16 protein-coding genes are annotated in these 16,736 nt (G+C 68.8%); 11 read left to right on the top strand and 5 right to left on the bottom strand.

The genetic code is table 11. The annotated features are described in order from the left end of the window. Window positions 1-5 precede the first annotated feature (5 nt). On the bottom strand, window positions 6-884 hold the full coding sequence (locus ACUVYZ_RS04575; RefSeq protein WP_439933490.1) for a dienelactone hydrolase family protein: 879 nt from the start codon (window positions 882-884) through the stop codon (window positions 6-8). 243 nt (window positions 885-1,127) lie between these two features. Here ACUVYZ_RS04575 and ACUVYZ_RS04570 point away from each other — a divergent pair, with 243 nt between their 5' ends. The 4 genes from ACUVYZ_RS04570 to ACUVYZ_RS04555 all read left to right on the top strand — a co-directional run bounded on the left by ACUVYZ_RS04570 (window position 1,128) and on the right by ACUVYZ_RS04555 (window position 7,481). Beyond that, window positions 1,128-1,523 carry a YqaA family protein gene (locus ACUVYZ_RS04570; RefSeq protein ID WP_439933489.1) on the top strand — a complete coding sequence of 132 codons (396 nt, stop codon included), beginning with the start codon at window positions 1,128-1,130 and terminating at the stop codon, window positions 1,521-1,523. Between the two features lie 93 nt (window positions 1,524-1,616). Further along, window positions 1,617-5,474, top strand: coding sequence for a DUF3683 domain-containing protein (locus ACUVYZ_RS04565; protein ID WP_439933488.1), 3,858 nt, complete (start codon window positions 1,617-1,619; stop codon window positions 5,472-5,474). Window positions 5,475-5,496: 22 nt separating this feature from the next. Continuing rightward, window positions 5,497-5,913 (top strand): HIT family protein, encoded by a 417-nt coding sequence (locus tag ACUVYZ_RS04560; RefSeq protein WP_439933487.1) that lies wholly within the window; start codon window positions 5,497-5,499, stop codon window positions 5,911-5,913. A gap of 8 nt (window positions 5,914-5,921) precedes the next feature. Beyond that, window positions 5,922-7,481 (top strand): hypothetical protein, encoded by a 1,560-nt coding sequence (locus ACUVYZ_RS04555; protein WP_439933486.1) that lies wholly within the window; start codon window positions 5,922-5,924, stop codon window positions 7,479-7,481. Between the two features lie 3 nt (window positions 7,482-7,484). Here ACUVYZ_RS04555 and phoR read toward each other — a convergent pair whose 3' ends face one another. After that, window positions 7,485-8,819 carry a phosphate regulon sensor histidine kinase PhoR gene (gene phoR, locus ACUVYZ_RS04550; RefSeq protein ID WP_439933485.1) on the bottom strand — a complete coding sequence of 445 codons (1,335 nt, stop codon included), beginning with the start codon at window positions 8,817-8,819 and terminating at the stop codon, window positions 7,485-7,487. Window positions 8,820-9,008: 189 nt separating this feature from the next. Beyond that, a complete protein-coding gene (gene phoB / locus ACUVYZ_RS04545; RefSeq protein ID WP_439933484.1) occupies window positions 9,009-9,695 on the bottom strand; it encodes a phosphate regulon transcriptional regulator PhoB in 687 nt (228 codons plus the stop codon). 160 nt (window positions 9,696-9,855) lie between these two features. Between phoB and ACUVYZ_RS04540 the strand changes: the two genes are divergently transcribed. The 6 genes from ACUVYZ_RS04540 to ACUVYZ_RS04515 all read left to right on the top strand — a co-directional run bounded on the left by ACUVYZ_RS04540 (window position 9,856) and on the right by ACUVYZ_RS04515 (window position 15,252). Further along, entirely contained in the window at window positions 9,856-10,266 is a 411-nt protein-coding gene (locus tag ACUVYZ_RS04540) for a gamma-butyrobetaine hydroxylase-like domain-containing protein (protein WP_439933621.1), read from the top strand. Between the two features lie 85 nt (window positions 10,267-10,351). After that, the gene (gene ubiE, locus ACUVYZ_RS04535) at window positions 10,352-11,086 is read left to right on the top strand and encodes a bifunctional demethylmenaquinone methyltransferase/2-methoxy-6-polyprenyl-1,4-benzoquinol methylase UbiE (RefSeq protein ID WP_439933483.1); all 735 of its coding nucleotides are present in this window, start codon (window positions 10,352-10,354) and stop codon (window positions 11,084-11,086) included. A gap of 61 nt (window positions 11,087-11,147) precedes the next feature. Then, on the top strand, window positions 11,148-12,581 hold the full coding sequence (locus tag ACUVYZ_RS04530) for a CUAEP/CCAEP-tail radical SAM (seleno)protein (protein WP_439933482.1): 1,434 nt from the start codon (window positions 11,148-11,150) through the stop codon (window positions 12,579-12,581). Window positions 12,582-12,592: 11 nt separating this feature from the next. Next, window positions 12,593-13,303 carry a TapB family protein gene (locus ACUVYZ_RS04525; protein ID WP_439933481.1) on the top strand — a complete coding sequence of 237 codons (711 nt, stop codon included), beginning with the start codon at window positions 12,593-12,595 and terminating at the stop codon, window positions 13,301-13,303. Between the two features lie 10 nt (window positions 13,304-13,313). Next, a complete protein-coding gene (locus ACUVYZ_RS04520; RefSeq protein ID WP_439933480.1) occupies window positions 13,314-14,000 on the top strand; it encodes a hypothetical protein in 687 nt (228 codons plus the stop codon). 4 nt (window positions 14,001-14,004) lie between these two features. After that, the gene (locus tag ACUVYZ_RS04515) at window positions 14,005-15,252 is read left to right on the top strand and encodes an ATP-grasp domain-containing protein (RefSeq protein ID WP_439933479.1); all 1,248 of its coding nucleotides are present in this window, start codon (window positions 14,005-14,007) and stop codon (window positions 15,250-15,252) included. A 52-nt stretch (window positions 15,253-15,304) separates the two neighbouring features. Here ACUVYZ_RS04515 and bamE read toward each other — a convergent pair whose 3' ends face one another. Both bamE and ACUVYZ_RS04505 read right to left on the bottom strand, forming a co-directional pair. Further along, window positions 15,305-15,592, bottom strand: a complete 288-nt coding sequence (gene bamE / locus ACUVYZ_RS04510) for an outer membrane protein assembly factor BamE domain-containing protein (protein WP_439933478.1) — start codon at window positions 15,590-15,592, stop codon at window positions 15,305-15,307. 52 nt (window positions 15,593-15,644) lie between these two features. Next, a complete protein-coding gene (locus ACUVYZ_RS04505) occupies window positions 15,645-15,890 on the bottom strand; it encodes a GlsB/YeaQ/YmgE family stress response membrane protein (protein WP_439933477.1) in 246 nt (81 codons plus the stop codon). A gap of 185 nt (window positions 15,891-16,075) precedes the next feature. On the opposite strand from ACUVYZ_RS04505, the gene ACUVYZ_RS04500 reads away from it, so the two are divergent. Next, a complete protein-coding gene (locus tag ACUVYZ_RS04500) occupies window positions 16,076-16,666 on the top strand; it encodes a ubiquinone biosynthesis accessory factor UbiJ (protein ID WP_439933476.1) in 591 nt (196 codons plus the stop codon). Window positions 16,667-16,736 lie beyond the last annotated feature (70 nt).

Raw genomic sequence — 16,736 nt, 5'->3', positions numbered from 1 at the left:
CGCCCTCAGGCCACCCCGTGCTTCTTGAACCAGGCGAGCATGCGCCGCCAGCCATCCTCGGCGGCGTCCTTGCGATAGGTGGGCCGATAGTCGGCGTGGAAGCCATGGGGCATGCCCTCGTACAGGATGATCTCCGAGGGGCTGCCCGTTTTCTTGAGCGCCGCCCGCATTCTCTCCACCGTGTCGTTGGGGATGCCCTGGTCGGCGCCGCCGTAGAGCCCGAGCACGGGGGCGTGCAGCTTGTCCGCCACATCGATGGGATGGGTGGGCATGGTGGGCGTACGCTCCGCGACGATGCGCCCATACCAGGCCACCCCCGCCTTCAGCCGCGGATTGTGAGCGGCATAGAGCCAAACGATGCGCCCGCCGTAGCAAAAGCCGGTGATGCCCAGGCGCTTCCCGTCACCGAAGCCGCTCTTCTCGGCCCAGGCAACCGCCGCGTCCAGGTCGGACAGCACCTGGGCATCGGGCACCTTGGACACCACGTGCTTGAGGAGGTCGGGGATACTCTCGTACTTGCGCGGATCCCCCTGGCGGTGGAAAAGCTCGGGCGCGACTGCGAGATAACCCAGCTTGGCCAGGCGCCGGCACACGTCCTGGATGTATTCGTGCACGCCGAAGATCTCCTGCACCACCAGGATCACCGGGAACGGCCCGCCCTGATCGGGCATGGCCCGATAGGCGGGGATCTTCCCGTCGGCGGTGGGAACGGACACTTCTCCGTCCACCAGGCCCTTGGAATCGGTCCTGATCAGCGTCTCGGCGTACACGGGCTGCACCGCCAGTGCAAAGCCGCCGGCGAGGAGCCCGGCGACGAAGGCGCGGCGATTCATTTCCGGGGCGGGGCACAGGCTATCGAGCTCTTGCTTGACATGCGGGTCCATGAAGCACTCCTTTCTATGCAGGCGGCCCGGCCCTTTCCCCTTCCCTCTCTCCCACCGGGAGAGGAGATCCCACTTCTTCTTCCCCCAGCGGAGGAAGAAAACCATCCAGTCCCTCCCCCGGGTGAGGGGGGACAGCGGTCAATGGTTCGTCAACCGTTGACCGGAAGTTCAGAGGGTAGCGCCGGGCACGGCGAGTCGGGCCGCTCAATGGTAGATTAAAGCCTTGATGGAAAAAAGACGCCCATGACGGAGCACTGGAGCCTCCTGGCCCTGTTGCTGTCGAGCTTTCTCGCCGCCACCCTGCTGCCGGGCGGCTCCGAGGCGGTCCTCTTCGGCGTGCTTAAGCATTCGCCGGAGCTCTATTTTCCCGCCATCGGGGTCGCCACCCTGGGCAATACCCTAGGCGGGATGACCTCCTATCTGATCGGCCGGCTGATCCCGCCCAAAGAGCCCCTCAAGGGGCTGGCCTTCGTGCGGCGATACGGGAGCGCGGCGCTCCTTTTCGCCTGGGCGCCCGTGGCGGGCGACGCCCTGTGCGTCGCCGCCGGCTGGCTGCGGGTCAACCCCTGGTGGTCGGCGGGCTTCATGGCCCTGGGCAAGCTCGCCCGTTATCTCGCCATCGCCCAGCTCGCGGGATGACAGAGGCGTTGCACCATTATCCCTCCGGCCGTCATGGGTGAGTCCCCTCCCGCAGTGCGGTAAAATTTTCTTTTAAGCCGTCCTGGTGCTGCAGTGGGTCTCGACATTCCGACCGCGCTCCTTCCCGCCGCCGCCCGTCTGCGGGAAATCCCGTACAACTACACCTCGTTCTCCGACCGGGAGATCGTGATCCGCCTCCTGGGGGAGCCCTCCTGGCACCTGATTAACGAGCTTAGGGCCGAGCGGCGCACCGGCCGCTCGGCGCGCATGCTCTACGAGGTGCTGGGCGACATCTGGGTGGTGTCGCGCAACCCCTACCTCCAGGACGACCTGCTCGGGAACCGGGCCCGAAGGAAAGCCCTGGTCGAGGCCCTGCGCCATCGCCTCGCCCTGATCGAGGAGCGGCGCCAAGGCAGCGAAAAGGTGAAGATCCTCCTCGACCGGGCCCACGCCGCTGTGGACGCCTTCGAGGCCGAGTTCGAGGAAGTGGCGAAACTGCGCCGGCGGGTCCTGAGACGCCTTTCCCGGGTGACGCGCCGAGACAACATCCAGTTCGACGGCCTGGCGCGGGTGTCCCACGTGACCGACGCCACCGACTGGCGTGTGGAGTACCCCTTCGTGGTGATCCACCCCGACACCGAGGAGGAGATCGCTCCCATCGTGCGGGCCTGTATCGAGCTCGGCCTCACCCTCATCCCCCGGGGCGGCGGCACCGGCTACACCGGCGGCGCTGTGCCCCTCACCAAGCGCTCGGCGGTGATCAACACCGAGAAGCTGGAGCGCCTGGGGCCGGTGGAGCGGGTGAAGCTCCCGGGGCTCGACCTGGAGGTGCCCACCCTCCTGTGCCAGGCGGGGGTGGTGACCCGGCGGGCCATGGACGCCGCCGAAGCCGAGGGGCTGGTGTTCGCCGTGGACCCCACCTCGGCGGACGCCTCCTGCATTGGCGGCAATATCGCCATGAACGCCGGCGGGAAAAAGGCGGTGCTGTGGGGCACCGCGGTGGACAACCTGGCCGCCTGGCGCATGGTCACCCCCGAGGGACGCTGGCTCACCGTGGAGCGGCTGGACCACAACTTGGGCAAGATCCACGAGGTGGAAGTGGCGCGCTTTCGCGTCACCCGCTATGCCGACGACGGGAAGACCCCGCTGGGCGAACCCGAGATCCTGGAGATCCCGGGCCGCGCCTTCCGCAAGCCGGGGCTGGGCAAGGACGTGACCGACAAGGTGCTCGGGGGGCTGCCCGGCGTACAAAAGGAGGGCTGCGACGGCATCATCACCTCCGCCCGCTTCATCCTGCATCGCATGCCGGCCCACGTGCGCACGGTGTGCCTGGAGTTCTTCGGGAGCGTGCACGAGGCGGTGCCTTCCATCGTGGAGATCAAGGATTATCTGGACCGGCACCCCAAGGCCGTCCTGGCCGGACTGGAGCACCTGGACCAGCGCTACCTCAAGGCGGTGGGCTATGCCACCAAGGCCCGGCGCCACGGGCTGCCCAAAATGGTGCTGATCGGCGACATCGTGGGCGACGACGAGCAGGAAGTGGCCCGCGCCGCCTCCGAGGTGGTGCGCATCGCCAACCACCGGGGCGGCGAAGGTTTCATCGCCGTCACCGCGGAGGCGCGCAAACGCTTCTGGCTCGACCGGGGCCGCACGGCGGCCATCGCCAGGCACACCAACGCCTTCAAGATCAACGAGGACGTGGTCATTCCCCTCCCCCGCCTCGGCGACTACACCGACGGCATCGAGCGGATCAACGTCGAGCTGTCCATCAAGAACAAGCTCCGGCTGCTGGATGCCCTGGAAGAGTTCCTGCAGGGCGATCTTCCGGTGGCGCTGGAGGATGAGTCGATTCCCAAGGCAGAGGTCATCGGCAACCGGGCCGAGCAGGCCCTGGAGCTGATCCGCAATGCCCGGACCCGGTGGCGTTTCCTGCTGGACAACCTGGACCGTGCAATCGGTGCGCTGCCGGCGGACGGACCGGTGGCCTGGCCCGAGGGCGTGGGACCCGAAGACACGGTGTTCGGGGTGCTGCAGGACTACCGGCTGCGGGTGTCCTGGAAAAAAGAGGTACGGGAGCCCCTGCGGCAGATCTTCGGCGGCAAAGCCTTCCAGCCGGCGCTGGAGGCGTGCGAGGCCATCCACCAGCGGGTGCTCAAGAGCCGAGTGTTCGTGGCCCTGCACATGCACGCCGGTGACGGCAATGTGCACACCAACATCCCGGTCAACTCCGACGACTACGAAATGCTTCAGGAGGCCAACGCCGCCGTGCGCCGGATCATGGCCCTGGCCAAGTCCCTGGGCGGCGTCGTCTCCGGCGAGCACGGCATCGGCATCACCAAGCTGGAGTTCCTTGAGCCGGGCGAGGTCGAAGCGTTCCGCGCCTACAAGCAGCGGATCGATCCCAACGGTCACTTCAACCGGGGCAAGCTCCTGCCGGGCGCCGACCTGGCCAACGCCTACACGCCCAGCTTCAACCTGCTGGAGCTGGAGAGCCTGATCCTGGAGCAGAGCGAGCTCAAGGCCATTTCCGACTCCATCAAGGACTGCCTGCGCTGCGGCAAATGCAAGCCGGTGTGCGCCACCCACGTGCCCCGGGCCAATCTCCTCTACAGCCCGCGCAACAAGATCCTGGCCACCTCGCTCCTGATCGAAGCGTTCCTGTACGAGGAGCAGACCCGGCGCGGCGTCGCGCTGGAGCATTTCGACGAGTTCGGCGACGTAGCCGACCACTGCACGGTGTGCCACAAGTGCCGGGCACCCTGTCCGGTGGACATCGACTTCGGCGACGTCTCCATCGCCATGCGCAACTTCCTACGCAAGCAGGGGAAGCAGAAGTTCAACCCGGGCACCTGGGCGGCCATGGCTTTCCTGAACGCCACCGACCCGAACACCATCAAGCTCCTGCGCAAGGGAATGATCGAATGGGGCTACAAGGCCCAGCGGTTCGCCTACGGCTGGGCCAAGCGGCTGGGCCTCGCCCGGGCGCAAACGAGCCGCCCGCCCGCCACCGTGGGCCGGGCGCCGCTCCGCGCCCAGGCGATCCACTTCGTGAACAAGCCCATGCCCGGCAACCTGCCGAAGAAAACCTCCCGGGCGCTCCTGGACATCGAGGACCCGGCCATCGTCCCGGTGATCCGCGATCCCCGCAAGGTGAACGAAGACTCCGACGCGGTATTCTACTTCCCTGGCTGCGGCTCGGAGCGCCTGTTCAGTCAGGTGGGCCTCGCGACGCAAGCGATGCTCTACCACGTGGGCGCCATCACGGTGCTGCCTCCCGGCTACCTCTGCTGCGGCTATCCCCAGACCGCCGCGGGCCAGCACGACCGCGGGCAGGAGATCATCACCGACAACCGGGTGCTGTTCCACCGCTTGGCCAACACCCTCAACTACCTGGACATCAAGACGGTGATCGTCTCCTGCGGCACCTGCATGGATCAGCTCCAGAAGTACGAGTTCGACAAGATCTTCCCCGGCTGCCGGCTGCTGGACATCCACGAGTACCTGCTGGAGAAAGGGGTCAACCTAGAAGGGGTGCAAGGGGTGCGCTACATGTACCACGATCCCTGCCACACGCCCATGAAGACCCATCCGCCGCTCAAGGTGGTGAACGGCTTGATGGGCGGCGGCGTGGAACTCAACGAGCGCTGCTGCGGCGAGGCCGGGACTCTCGCCATGAGCCGCCCGGACGTGGCGACCCAGGTGCGGCTGCGCAAGGAGGAGGAGATCCGCAAAGGCGTGGCGCGCATCCGCGCCCGGGACAACCCGGGCGAGATCAAGATCCTCACCTCGTGCCCGTCTTGTCTGCAGGGGCTCGCGCGCTATAATGACGACGCCGGCACCACCGCCGATTACATCGTGGTGGAAATGGCGCGCCACATCCTGGGGCCCAATTGGCTAGCCGATTACGTCGAACAGGCCAATCGAGGCGGCATCGAGCGGGTGCTGCTGTAAGCCCCTCGCCCGCGCAGCATTCATGAACTGCGAGCTCTGTAAAGGCGGCACGGGCGAAGTGCTCTGGTCGAGCGACCTGTGCCGCGTGGTGCTGGTGGACGAGCCCGACTATCCCGGCTACTGTCGCGTGATCCTCAACCGCCATGCAAAGGAAATGACGGATCTGGCAGCTGGCGAGCGGGCGGCCCTCATGGAGGTGGTGTTCGCCGTGGAGGAGGCGCTGCGCGCAGCGCTCGCGCCGGACAAGATCAACCTGGCGAGCCTCGGCAACCAGGTGCCCCACCTGCACTGGCACGTAATCCCCCGCTGGCGCTCCGACCGCCACTTTCCCGCCGCCGTTTGGGCGGAACCCTGCCGCGCTTCCCGGCCGGCGCCGCCTCCCGCCTGGCGCGAGCGGCTTGCCTCGGCCCTGGACGCCCGGCTGCCGGGGCGCCCTTGAGCCCGTCCGTGTTTGCCAGCCCGCTGCCAATCGCCCGGCCCGAGAAACGCGGCGCCATCGTCGATCGGGCCACCTGCGCCCAGTGGCTCGCCCAGTTCCAGTTGACCGACATCCGCGCGGCGCACCAGGCGCTCTACCGGGAGCTCGCCGCCCTGGGCCAGTATCTTCTCCCGCCGGCGGAGCGACTGCAGATCATGGAGAGCCTGCGGGAGACGGTGACCTACGTGCAGGGCGAGCTAGCCAGGCGCCTGGCGGGCCGCCCGCTGCCCTTGTCGGAGGCCGAGCACGGGGCCTTCATGACCCTGATCGGGATCTGGGCCCAGATGGTGCTCGGCTACCGCCACTGCTTGGAGGCAGGGGCGGGCGCCGCCGAGCGGCCGCTCTTGATCCAGCGCTGCCTGCGCTACACCGGGGTCCAGCTCGTCGATTACGCCCGCATGCGCTACGAGTATCCGGCGCAGCTCTGGGCCCAGCTCCACGGCCTGTACGCCTTCGCAGAGGAGCAGGGCTTCGCCGATGCCAACGTCATGGATGGGCCGGGGGAGGCCAGGCCCAGTAGTTGCCGCACCGCGTACGTGGAGTCCCTGCTCCTGTGCCACGCCAACCCCTTCGAGCTCAGCCCCAAGCAGATCGAGCTCGCCCAGCGCTGGCTGCGCCATTGGAGCGACGCGGTGGCCGTCCTGCGGGCGCCGCGCCGGGGCAACGAGAAGGTGCCCATGCTGGCGGTGCACCTCAAGGGCGGAAGCGGCCTGCAGTCCCTCTCCCACCTCGCCCCCTCCGAGGCGACCCGCTATCTGGACCTGTCCGAGATCAGCAAGACCCTGCGGGTGAAGCAGATCCTGCTGCAGCAGGGACAGAAGCCCGAGTCCCTGGGGCTCGGCCGCGACTGCGAGCAGCCCGGCTGCGGCCAGCTCCTCGCCCAACTGCACCGCTACTGGTGCGAAGGGGCGCCCACCCGCAGCTTCGACCGCCGCCCCTCCATCAACACCGCCCAGGTGTGCTTCGGCATCTCGGCGATATGGCAAATCGCCGCCGGTAGGCCCTTCGCCCAGCCGGGGGCGAAAAGGCGCCCCGCGAGTCCCGCCCAGGCGGCGGGCAAGCCGGCCGCGGGCCCGGTCCAAGAAGAAACCTGGTCGGTCAAGGACGAGAGCGTCCTCGGCATGCGCATCGAGCGCGACGGTCCGGGGGAGCGGCTGCAGGTGAACCAGCTCCTCGCCCTCAAGCTCCCCAACGCGAGCTGGCGCCTGCTGGGCGTGATTCGCTGGCTGGTGGTGACCCGGAGCGGCCAGCTTCAGGCGGGGCTGCGCACCCTGCCCGGCGCGCCCCAGCCGGTGGCGGTGCGGCCGGCGGGCCCCAACGCGGCGTCCAGCGAACCCTATCTGGAAGCCCTGCTCTTGCCCGAGATCCCCTCCCTCAACCTGCGGGGCAGCCTGATCGTGTCCAAGGGGATCTACCAGCCCCAGCGGCTGCTGGAGCTCGCGCGGGACGACGAGACCCGGAAGATCAAGCTGGAGCTGCTGGTGGAGCGGGGCGCCGACTACGAGCGGGTGGGGTTTTCGCCCGCGTGAGCGCTAGGCCACCCCCGCCCGGCTCGGCGGCGCGGAGGCCGTCTCCGGCAGGCGCCGGGCTTCGGGAAAGCGGGCGCTAAAGCGGCTGCCTTTCCCCACCTCGCTTTCGATCTCCAGCACCCCCTGGTGGCGCGAGAGCACGTGCTTGACGATGGCGAGCCCCAGCCCCGTGCCACCCGTCTCCCGGGAACGGCTGCGGTCCACCCGGTAGAAGCGCTCGGTGAGCCGCGGGATGTGATGGGCCTCGATGCCGATGCCGGTGTCCTGGACGCTGAAGACCAGCTCGCCCCCCTCCTCCTTCCACTGGATCTCGATGCGCCCCCCTTCCGGGGTATAGCGGACGGCGTTGCTCACCAGGTTGCCGAAGGCGCTGCGCAGCTCCTCGGGGCTGCCGAGCAACCCGGCGCCGGTCTCGATCTCCAGCCCGATGCGGTGCCGCCCCGCGCTTAAAGAGAGGGCTTCGTGGTGCAGCAGGCGCAGCAGCTCGGGCACGTTCACCCGCTCCTCCCGCAGGGGATTGCGAGCGTCCTCGAGCTGGGACAGGACCAGCAGATCCTCCACCAGCCGCTGCATGCGCTGGGTCTGCTGCCGTAGCAGCTCCAGGGCACGGCGCTGCATCTCCGGGTCCATGCCGGGGCCGTCCGCCAGGTTCTCCAGGAAACCGGCCACCACGGTGAGGGGGGTGCGCAGCTCGTGGGAGACGTTGGCCACGAAATCCCGGCGCACCGTCTCCGCCCGCTCCAGGCTGGTGATGTCCCGGCTGATCAGGAGCTTTTCCGTGTCCCCGTAGGGGATGAGCTGGATGGCGGCGGTCAAGGGCAGGTCCCGCTCCAGCCGGATCACCAGGGGCTCGCGGTAGTTCTGGGCGTTCAGGTATTCCACGAAGCGCGGGTGGCGCACCAGGCGAGTGACCTGCTGGCCCACATCTAGGCGCGGATCGATGCCCAGGTGCTTCGCAGCGGTGGGATTGCACCACTGGATGCGGTCCTGGGCGTCCAGGATCACGATCCCGTCGGGAAAGACGGTGGCGGCCTCCCGGAATCGCCGCAGCGCCACCGCCAGCTCCTCCTGGTTCCGCGCCTGGGCCCGAGTGAGCCGATAGAGATGGGCGAACAGGTGGTCCCAGAGGCCGGTGGTGGCAGGCATGCGGACGGGATCGGGCCGCTGTAGCCACCGGTAAAGGGCCGCCAGGTTGCGCAGATCGTGGGCGAGTAATGCGACCAGCAGGGCGCTCAGGGTGAGGAGCCCCGCGGCGCCGCCGAAGGCCACCCAGGCGATGAGGGAAGCCCCGCTGACCACGGCCGGCCCGATGAGGAGACGCTGCCAGAAGTTATCCACGGCCGTCCAGTATGGCCCGAGAAACAGGCCCGGGAAAACGATGCGATTTTCCCCCGCAGGGAAGGGACCCGTCCAGCGGGCGCCCGGGCGCGGCCCCGCGTCCTTTCATCCCTGGGCAGGAACCCGGGCAAGAAAGGGAGGATTGCCCCACAAAGCGCGCCCCGGATCCCCGGCGCACCCGGGGCGGGGTCAGGACGCGGAAAACCGGTAGCCCGCGCCGCGGACGGTCTGAACGAGACCCGCCTTGCCGGACGGCTCCAAGGCCTTGCGCAGGCGGCGGATGTGTACGTCCACGGTACGCTCCTCCACGAACACGTGGTCCCCCCACACCTGGTCCAGGAGCTGGGCCCGGGAATGGACCCGCTCCGGGTGGGTCATAAGGTAGTGCAGGAGCCGGAACTCGGTGGGTCCCAGGTTGATGGGAACGCCGTCGCCGGCGACCCGATGGGTGGCGGGATCCAGGGTGAGCCCCCCAATGGTCACCGGGTCGTCCGTCATCTGGGGCGCCCGCCGGCGCAGCACGGCCCGGATCCGGGCGATCATCTCCCGGGGCGAGAAAGGCTTAGTGATGTAGTCGTCGGCGCCGGTTTCCAGGGCGTCCACCTTGTCCCGCTCCTCGCTGCGGGCGGTGAGCATGATGATGGGAATGGCCTTGGTGCGCTCGTCGGCGCGCAGCCGGCGTGCCAGTTCGATGCCGCTCGCCCCCGGCAGCATCCAGTCGAGCAATACCAGGTCGGGCAGGGCGCTCTTGACGATGCGCATCGCCTCTTCGGCGCTCTCAGCGTGCAGGGGCAGATGCCCCGCTTGCCGCAAGTTATAGGCGATGAGCTCCTGGATCCCCGGCTCGTCCTCCACCACCAGCACCGTAGCGCTCATCCTGCGCTCCTTTTCCTTCCCTTCGCTGTGGGAAATCGTATGTACCCAATATTACAGCCGCGTGACAAGGACGCGGGCCTTGCTGCCCCGATGCGCCTGTCGGTTTCTCCGCGGGTGGTTTATCATGTTGTTTTACAGCGCTTCTGCGACCTTCAAGCCCATGGCCGGATTGAGCAAGGACGTCCCCCCGCCCACCGAGATCAAGCTGCACCAGGCCTCCAAAGTCCTGGAGATCTCTTTTGCCGACGGCAGGACGTTTCGCCTGCCGTGCGAGTTCCTGCGGGTCTATTCCCCCTCGGCAGAGGTGCGGGGCCACGGGCCCGGCCAGGAAGTGCTGCAGGTGGGCAAAAAAGACGTGACCATCACCCACATCGAGCCCGTGGGCAGCTACGCGATCCAGCTCACCTTCTCCGACGGCCACGACACCGGCATTTATTCCTGGGACCTGCTCTACGAGTACGGCCTCAAGCAAGAGGAGATGTGGCAGCGCTACCTCCAGCGGCTGGAGGAGGCGGGGGCAAGCCGGGAGGCCCAGCCGGGCCAGGAAGTGCCCCGGCCCAAGGGGAAGTGAACGCGAAGCGCCCGAAGGCCTGCGGAGGAGTCCGAAGGCCTGGGGCCAGGCCACCCCGCCGGCCATGAACGGTTGAGTTTTCCCCATGGACAAGACCACCGATTTCGGTTTCCAGAAAGTCCCCGAGCGGGAGAAGGCGGTTCGGGTCGCGGGCGTGTTCCACTCGGTGGCCGGCCGCTACGACTTGATGAACGACCTCATGTCCGCGGGGCTGCACCGGTGGTGGAAGCGTTTCGCCGTTCTACTCTCGGGGGTGCGGGAAGGGGACCGGGTGCTGGACGTGGCGGGGGGAACGGGAGACGTGGCGCGACTCTTCACCCGCCGGGTGGGGTCCCGGGGCGAGGCGTGGCTCACCGACATCAACCGCTCCATGCTGGAGATCGGCCGGGACCGGCTCCTGGAGGAGGGATTGACCCTGCCCGTGGTGCAATGCGACGGGGAAAAGCTCCCGTTTCGCGCCAACGTCTTCGATTGCGTGAGCGCCGCCTTCGGGCTGCGCAACATGACCCGCAAGGAAGCGGCCCTGGTCGAATGGCTCCGGGTGCTCAAACCCGGCGGGCGGGTGATCGTGCTGGAGTTCTCTCGGGTCTGGAAACCCCTGGAGCCCCTCTACGACTGCTATTCCTTCAATGTGCTGCCCCTCCTGGGACGAGTCGTGGCGGGGGACGCCGAGAGCTACCGGTACCTGGCCGAATCCATCCGGGTCCACCCGGATCAGGAGGCGCTCAAGGAACTCATGGAGCAAGCGGGTTTCCAACGGGTCGAGTATTTCAACCTCTCCGCGGGCATCGTCGCGGTGCACCGGGGGTTCAAGGTCTAAAGGGGTAGACGCCCGGAGCCCCGCAGCGCCTCCGGCGGTTTTTTTCCTGCCTCTTCTGCCCATGCGCTCTGAAGCCGCCCCTGCCCAAGCCCGTTCCCGGCGGCCCCTCCAGGCAGTGCTCATCAGCCCCTACGAGCTGGGACGCCAGCCCTTCGCCCTGGCGGAGCCCGCCGCCTGGCTCAAGCGGGAAGGGGTGGAAGTCACCCTGATCGACCTGTCCCTGCAACGCCTGGACGAGCAGGCCCTGGCCCGGGCCGACCTGGTGGGCCTCTCCTTGGGCATGCACACCGCCACCCGCATCGCCCTGGAGGCGCTGCCCCGCATCCGGCGCCTCGCCCCCGGCGCCCACCTGGTGGCCTACGGCTTATACGCGCCGGTGAACGCGGACTTGCTCTGCCGTCTCGGGGTATCCACCGTGCTTGGCGGAGAATGCGAGGGGGAGCTGGCTGCCCTGGTCCGGCGGCTCGCCCGGGGCGAGCCCGTGCCCCGGGAGGGGCCCCGAGTTCCCCTGGACAGGCTGGATTTCCTGGTGCCCGAGCGCCGGGGGCTTCCGCCCCTCTCCCGCTACGCCCGGCTGATCCTCCCGAACGGGTCGCGCAGGACGGTGGGTTTCGTCGAAGCGTCCCGGGGCTGCAAGCATCTGTGCCGCCATTGCCCGGTGGTGCCGGTCTACCACGGGCGGTTTCGTATCGTTCCGGTGGACGTGGTCCTTGCCGACGTCCGCCAGCAGGTGCAAGCGGGGGCGGAGCACGTGTCCTTCGGCGACCCGGATTTTTTCAACGGCCCAACCCATGCCCTGCGGGTGCTGGAGGCCATGCACGCCGAGTTTCCCTGGCTCACCTTCGACGCTACCATCAAGATCCAGCACCTGGTGCAGCACGCCCGCCTCCTGCCCGCCCTGAAGCGGCTGGGGTGCCTGTTCATCACCTCGGCGGTGGAGGCGGTGGATGATCGCATCCTCGCTTGCCTGGACAAGAACCACAGCGCCGCCGACTTCGAGCGCGCCGTCGCCCTCACCCGCGTCCAGGGCATCGCCCTGGCCCCCACCTTCGTCGCCTTCACGCCCTGGAGCACGGTGGAAGGCTACATCGACCTGCTGGCGAAGCTCCTCGAGTTGCGGCTGGTGGAAGCGGTGCCGCCGGTGCAGCTCACCCTGCGGCTGCTCGTCCCCCAGGGATCGTATCTGCTGAACCTGCCGGACTTCCGCGGGCTGATCGAGGATTTCGACCCCCGGATGCTGGGCTACCCCTGGCGCCACCGGGATCCCCGGGTGGACCGGCTCCAGGCCGAAGCGCAGGCCTGGGTAGTCCAGGCGGAGGAGGAAGGGCTCGAGCGCGCGCAGACGTTCGAGCGCCTCTGGCGTATCGCCCACGAAGCCGCCGGCCGGGAGGCGCCGGCCCTTCCCGCCGGCTTCGCGGGCGAACCGATTCCGCGCCTGTCCGAGCCGTGGTATTGCTGCGCCGAGCCCACCGAGCGGCAGCGGCTGAACTTTTAGGGCCCTTCCCCATGAGCCGCTCTTCCCTTCCCCTTGCCGCCGCGCTCCCGGCGCTTGCACTCCTCACGGCCTGCGCCACCATAGCCCCCGTGGGCGACCCTGTGCCAGCGCCCGAGATCCGGGCCGGCGACGCCTGGACCTACGCCGTCTACGACGGCTACCGGGGAACCCGCAAGGGCAGCACCCGGTACACGGTGCAGCAGATCACGCCCCACGGGGTGGTGACGCGGATGGAGGCCGGCGGCCGCCCGGCCACCCGCACCTTCACGCTGGAATGGAACCCCTACACGGACGAGCTTCCCGAGCACCGCATCGCCGATTTCACCCCGCCCTTCCCGGCCTTCGCCTTTCCCCTCCAGGACGGCAAGCGCTGGAGCGCCACCGTCACCGCCGTCGAAGCCGGGACCGGCCGCCGTTACCCGGTGCACGTCTCCGCCCGGGTGGCGGGGCGGGAAACGATCCAGACCCCGGCGGGCGCTTTCGACGCGATCCGCGTCGACCGTTCCATCTACCTGGACAATTACGAATGGTGGCGCAGCGGCACCCGCTGGTACCAGTCCGAGTGGTACGCGCCGGCGGTGGGCCGCTCGGTGCGCTACCAGGACTATTCGGAGTACACCGACTACACGAAAAGCAACGACGAGCCCTTGATCCGGAGCGACATCATCCCGGGCGACAAGACGGTGCTGGAACTCTCCGCCTACACCCCGGCCGCGCGATGAGGGTTTTCCCATGGCGAGCCTTCCACGCATCTCCTTTCTATGCCTCGTGCCGCCGCTCTTCGCCTGCGCCACGCCGGCGCCGGGCCCGGCGGCGCCGGCCCCCGAATTCATGCCCGGAGAGCGCTGGAGCTACCGGCAGGAGAGCCTCTACACGGGGCGTCCCCTAGGGAGTTTTGCCGTCGCGGTGCGGGAAGCGGGGCGGGAGGGGGCGGTGCTCGAGCTCGCGGGCGACGGGCCCGCCGCGTCGGTCTCCCAGGCCCCGAGCGGGATGCCCCTCCAACGATGGGTGGCGGACGGCCGGATGCTGATCCATGCCTCGCCCGGGGCCCTCATCCGCTTCCCCCTGGAAGCCGGGCGGTGCTGGAACGCCCGGGTCGTCCTCCGGGATCTCCACGGCGGCCCGCCGGTGGAGGCCTCGGTTGACGCCTGCGTCGCGGGCATGGAGAAAATCTCCACCCCGGCCGGCAGCTTCGACGCCTACGTGATCCGGCGCTCCCTCTACTTCGTGGAACGGCCGTGGTGGCGCAGCGAGATCCGGCTCTACGAGACCGACTGGTATGCGCCCCAGGCCAAGGCGGTGGTGCGAACCGAGTACGACTCCATTTTTACCGACTACTTCCGCCAGGCCCGGGGCGGGGCCGAAGTGCCCGGGGAAAAGGTGCGGATCGAGCTAGCGGCCCGCACCCAGGCGGGGTGAACCCATGCGGCGCATCCTGCTGCTGCTTCCCACCACCTCCTACCGCAACGAAGCCTTCGCCGCCGCGGCGCGCCGGCTCGGCTTGGAGGTGATCGCCGCCGCCGACTACTGCCACCGGCTCGCCCCCGGGTGGGGGCTGCCTCCGCGCATGGCGGTGCGCTTCGACCGGCCGGAGGCGGCGGCCCGGACCATCCTGGCCGAGCTGGGCGAGCGGCCGGACGCGGTGCTGGCGGTGGACGACGCCGGCCTGGAGCTCGCCGCCGTGCTCTCCGAACGGCTGGGGCTCCCCGCCAATCCCCCGGAGGCGGTGCGGCGGCTGCGGGACAAACTCGCCTTCCGCGCGCTGCTCAGCTCAAGCGGACTCCCCTGCCCGCGCTTCGCCCACCTGGCCGCCAGCGCCGACCCCCTGACCCTCCTCGCCGCCCTGGACCTGCCCGTGGTAGTCAAGGCCCGGCGGCTCTCGGCGAGCCGCGGGGTGATCCGGGCCGACGACGCCCCGGGCCTCGCGGCCGCCGTGGAGCGAGTGCGGGCGATCCAGCGCCGGGCCGACCGGGACGCCGAACGCCTGGGGCTCCTGGTGGAGGAGTTCATTCCCGGGAGCGAGCACGCCCTGGAAGGCCTCCTGGAAGACGGGCGACTCCGGATCCTGGCCCTGTTCGACAAGCCGGATCCGCTCGATGGCCCGTATTTCGAGGAAACGATCCTGGTCACGCCGTCGCGGCTCGCGCCGGAAGTGCAACGCCGCATCGCCGAAACGGTGGAGCGGGCCTGCCGGCTGGCGGGGCTCGTCACCGGGCCGGTTCACGCGGAAGCCCGGGTCCGGGGGGACGAAGTGTGGCTGCTGGAGATCGCCGCCCGCTCCATCGGCGGGCTGTGCGGCCGGGCCCTGACCCAGGCCCTGGGCATGACCCTGGAAGAGCTGGTGCTGCGCCATGCGCTGGGCATGGACGTGCCCGAGCCGCGGACCGAGGATGCCGCCGGCGTCATGATGATCCCCATCCCGCGCCGGGGCATCTTCCGGGCGATCCACAACGTGGAGGCGGCGCTTAAAGTGCCCGGGGTGACCGAGGTGCGCATCACCGCCCAGCCGGGCCAGGTGCTGGCGCCGCCCCCCGAGGGCAACACCTACCTGGGATTCATCTTCTCCCGGGGAGAGCGCCCGGAAGAGGCGGAGTGGGCCCTACGGCTCGCCCATCTGCAGCTCGCCGTGGAGCTCGCCCCCGGGCACCCAGTCGAGACCGCCCATGAATGACCGGGCCTACTGAGCATCCTAAAAACTTGACGGGCGCTCGTGAACTATCCGGCTAGCCTTCTGACCTCCCCTTCACGAACTGTTTGGAGAGCACCTTGCCGTTGACGAACTGGATGTGGATCGCCCCGTCCTTGTCCTTCCACACCGACGAGGTGCCGGACAGGTTGCCGAGGCTGAAGCCGGAAGACTCGGTAGGCTCCCCCAGAAAAGCGACCACTTCTTCCTGGGTCATGCCCGCCTTGATCCTGTCGAAGTTCTCCTGGGTGACCTTGGAGCCGCAGGCCGCCAACACGACCAAGGCCGCGGCGAGCAGGAGGCTGCGCCATCCCTTGTAGCTCATCGTGCTTCCTTCCCTCGGGGGAAACTCCTCTGACATCGGTTTTCAACGGCCCTCACTTGAGCAGCCGCACCAGCACCAGGAGCAGCACGGCGCCCAGCACGGCGATCACCAGGCTGCGGAAGTCGAAGCCGGTCACCGTGCCGAAGCCGAGCTGGGTGCCGATAAAGCCGCCGATCAAGGCGCCGGCGATGCCGATGGCGATGGTGACCACGATGCCGCCGATATCCTTGCCCGGTACCAGCAGCTTCGCCACCACCCCCGCCACCAGCCCGAACACGATCCAGGACAGGATACCCATCAGATGCCTCCTTGGCCGGAAACCTCGCCCTTGCCGGCCGGACCACGGGGGCGCCAGCCGCAAAAGGAAGATTAGCACGGAGGAAATTATCACGGCTGCCGCGCCCGGCCCAAGGGCCGGGTCCATGATCTGGGGCTTTAAGGGTTAAAATCCAGGCCTATCCCGTTGCGATGCCCGTCTTTCCCATGTTGAGCCGCGTTTTCGCCGCCGCCGTCAACCACGCCCTCGAGCAGTCGGGCTGGGCCCGGGAGCGGCTGCGCCGCCACGCAGGCAAAGCGGTGCGCTTCGTCGTCGCGCCTTTCGACGCAACCCTTGCGGTGGGAGAGGACGGCTACGTGGTCGCGCCGCAGGAGGCAGAGCCGGCCCTCACCCTGCGCCTGTCCCCGTTCCTGCTGCCCCGGCTGCTGCTGGAGGAGGAGGCCGCCTACCGGGAAGTGGAGACCGAAGGCGACGCGGCCCTCGCCGCCGACGTGGCCCACCTGTTCCGCCACTTGCGCTGGGACGTGGAGGAAGATCTGAGCCGCCTGTTCGGCGACGTGCTGGCCCATCGCCTGGCGGAGGGGGGCGCGGCGCTCGCCCGCTGGCCGGCCCAGGCGGCCGAAGGCCTCGCCGGGATGCTGGTGGAATACGCCCGGGAGGAGGAGCCCCTTCTCCCTAAGCGGGAGGAAGTCGCCCGCTTCCTGGCCGACGTGGACACCCTGCGGGACGACGTGGAGCGCCTGGAGAAGCGGATCGAGCGGCTGGAAGGCGAAGCCGGGAAAGGTTCGAGCGCTTGACGGTTCCGCTGTTCACCCCGAGCCCCCATCCGCCCGGGGCTGCCCGGCGGCCGCGCCCCCTGTCCCCTCC

The sequence above is a fragment of the Pelomicrobium sp. P1 genome, from assembly GCF_052805615.1.
Note: the sequence above shows the minus strand (reverse complement) of the source record. Positions and strands in the feature narration are given on the sequence as shown.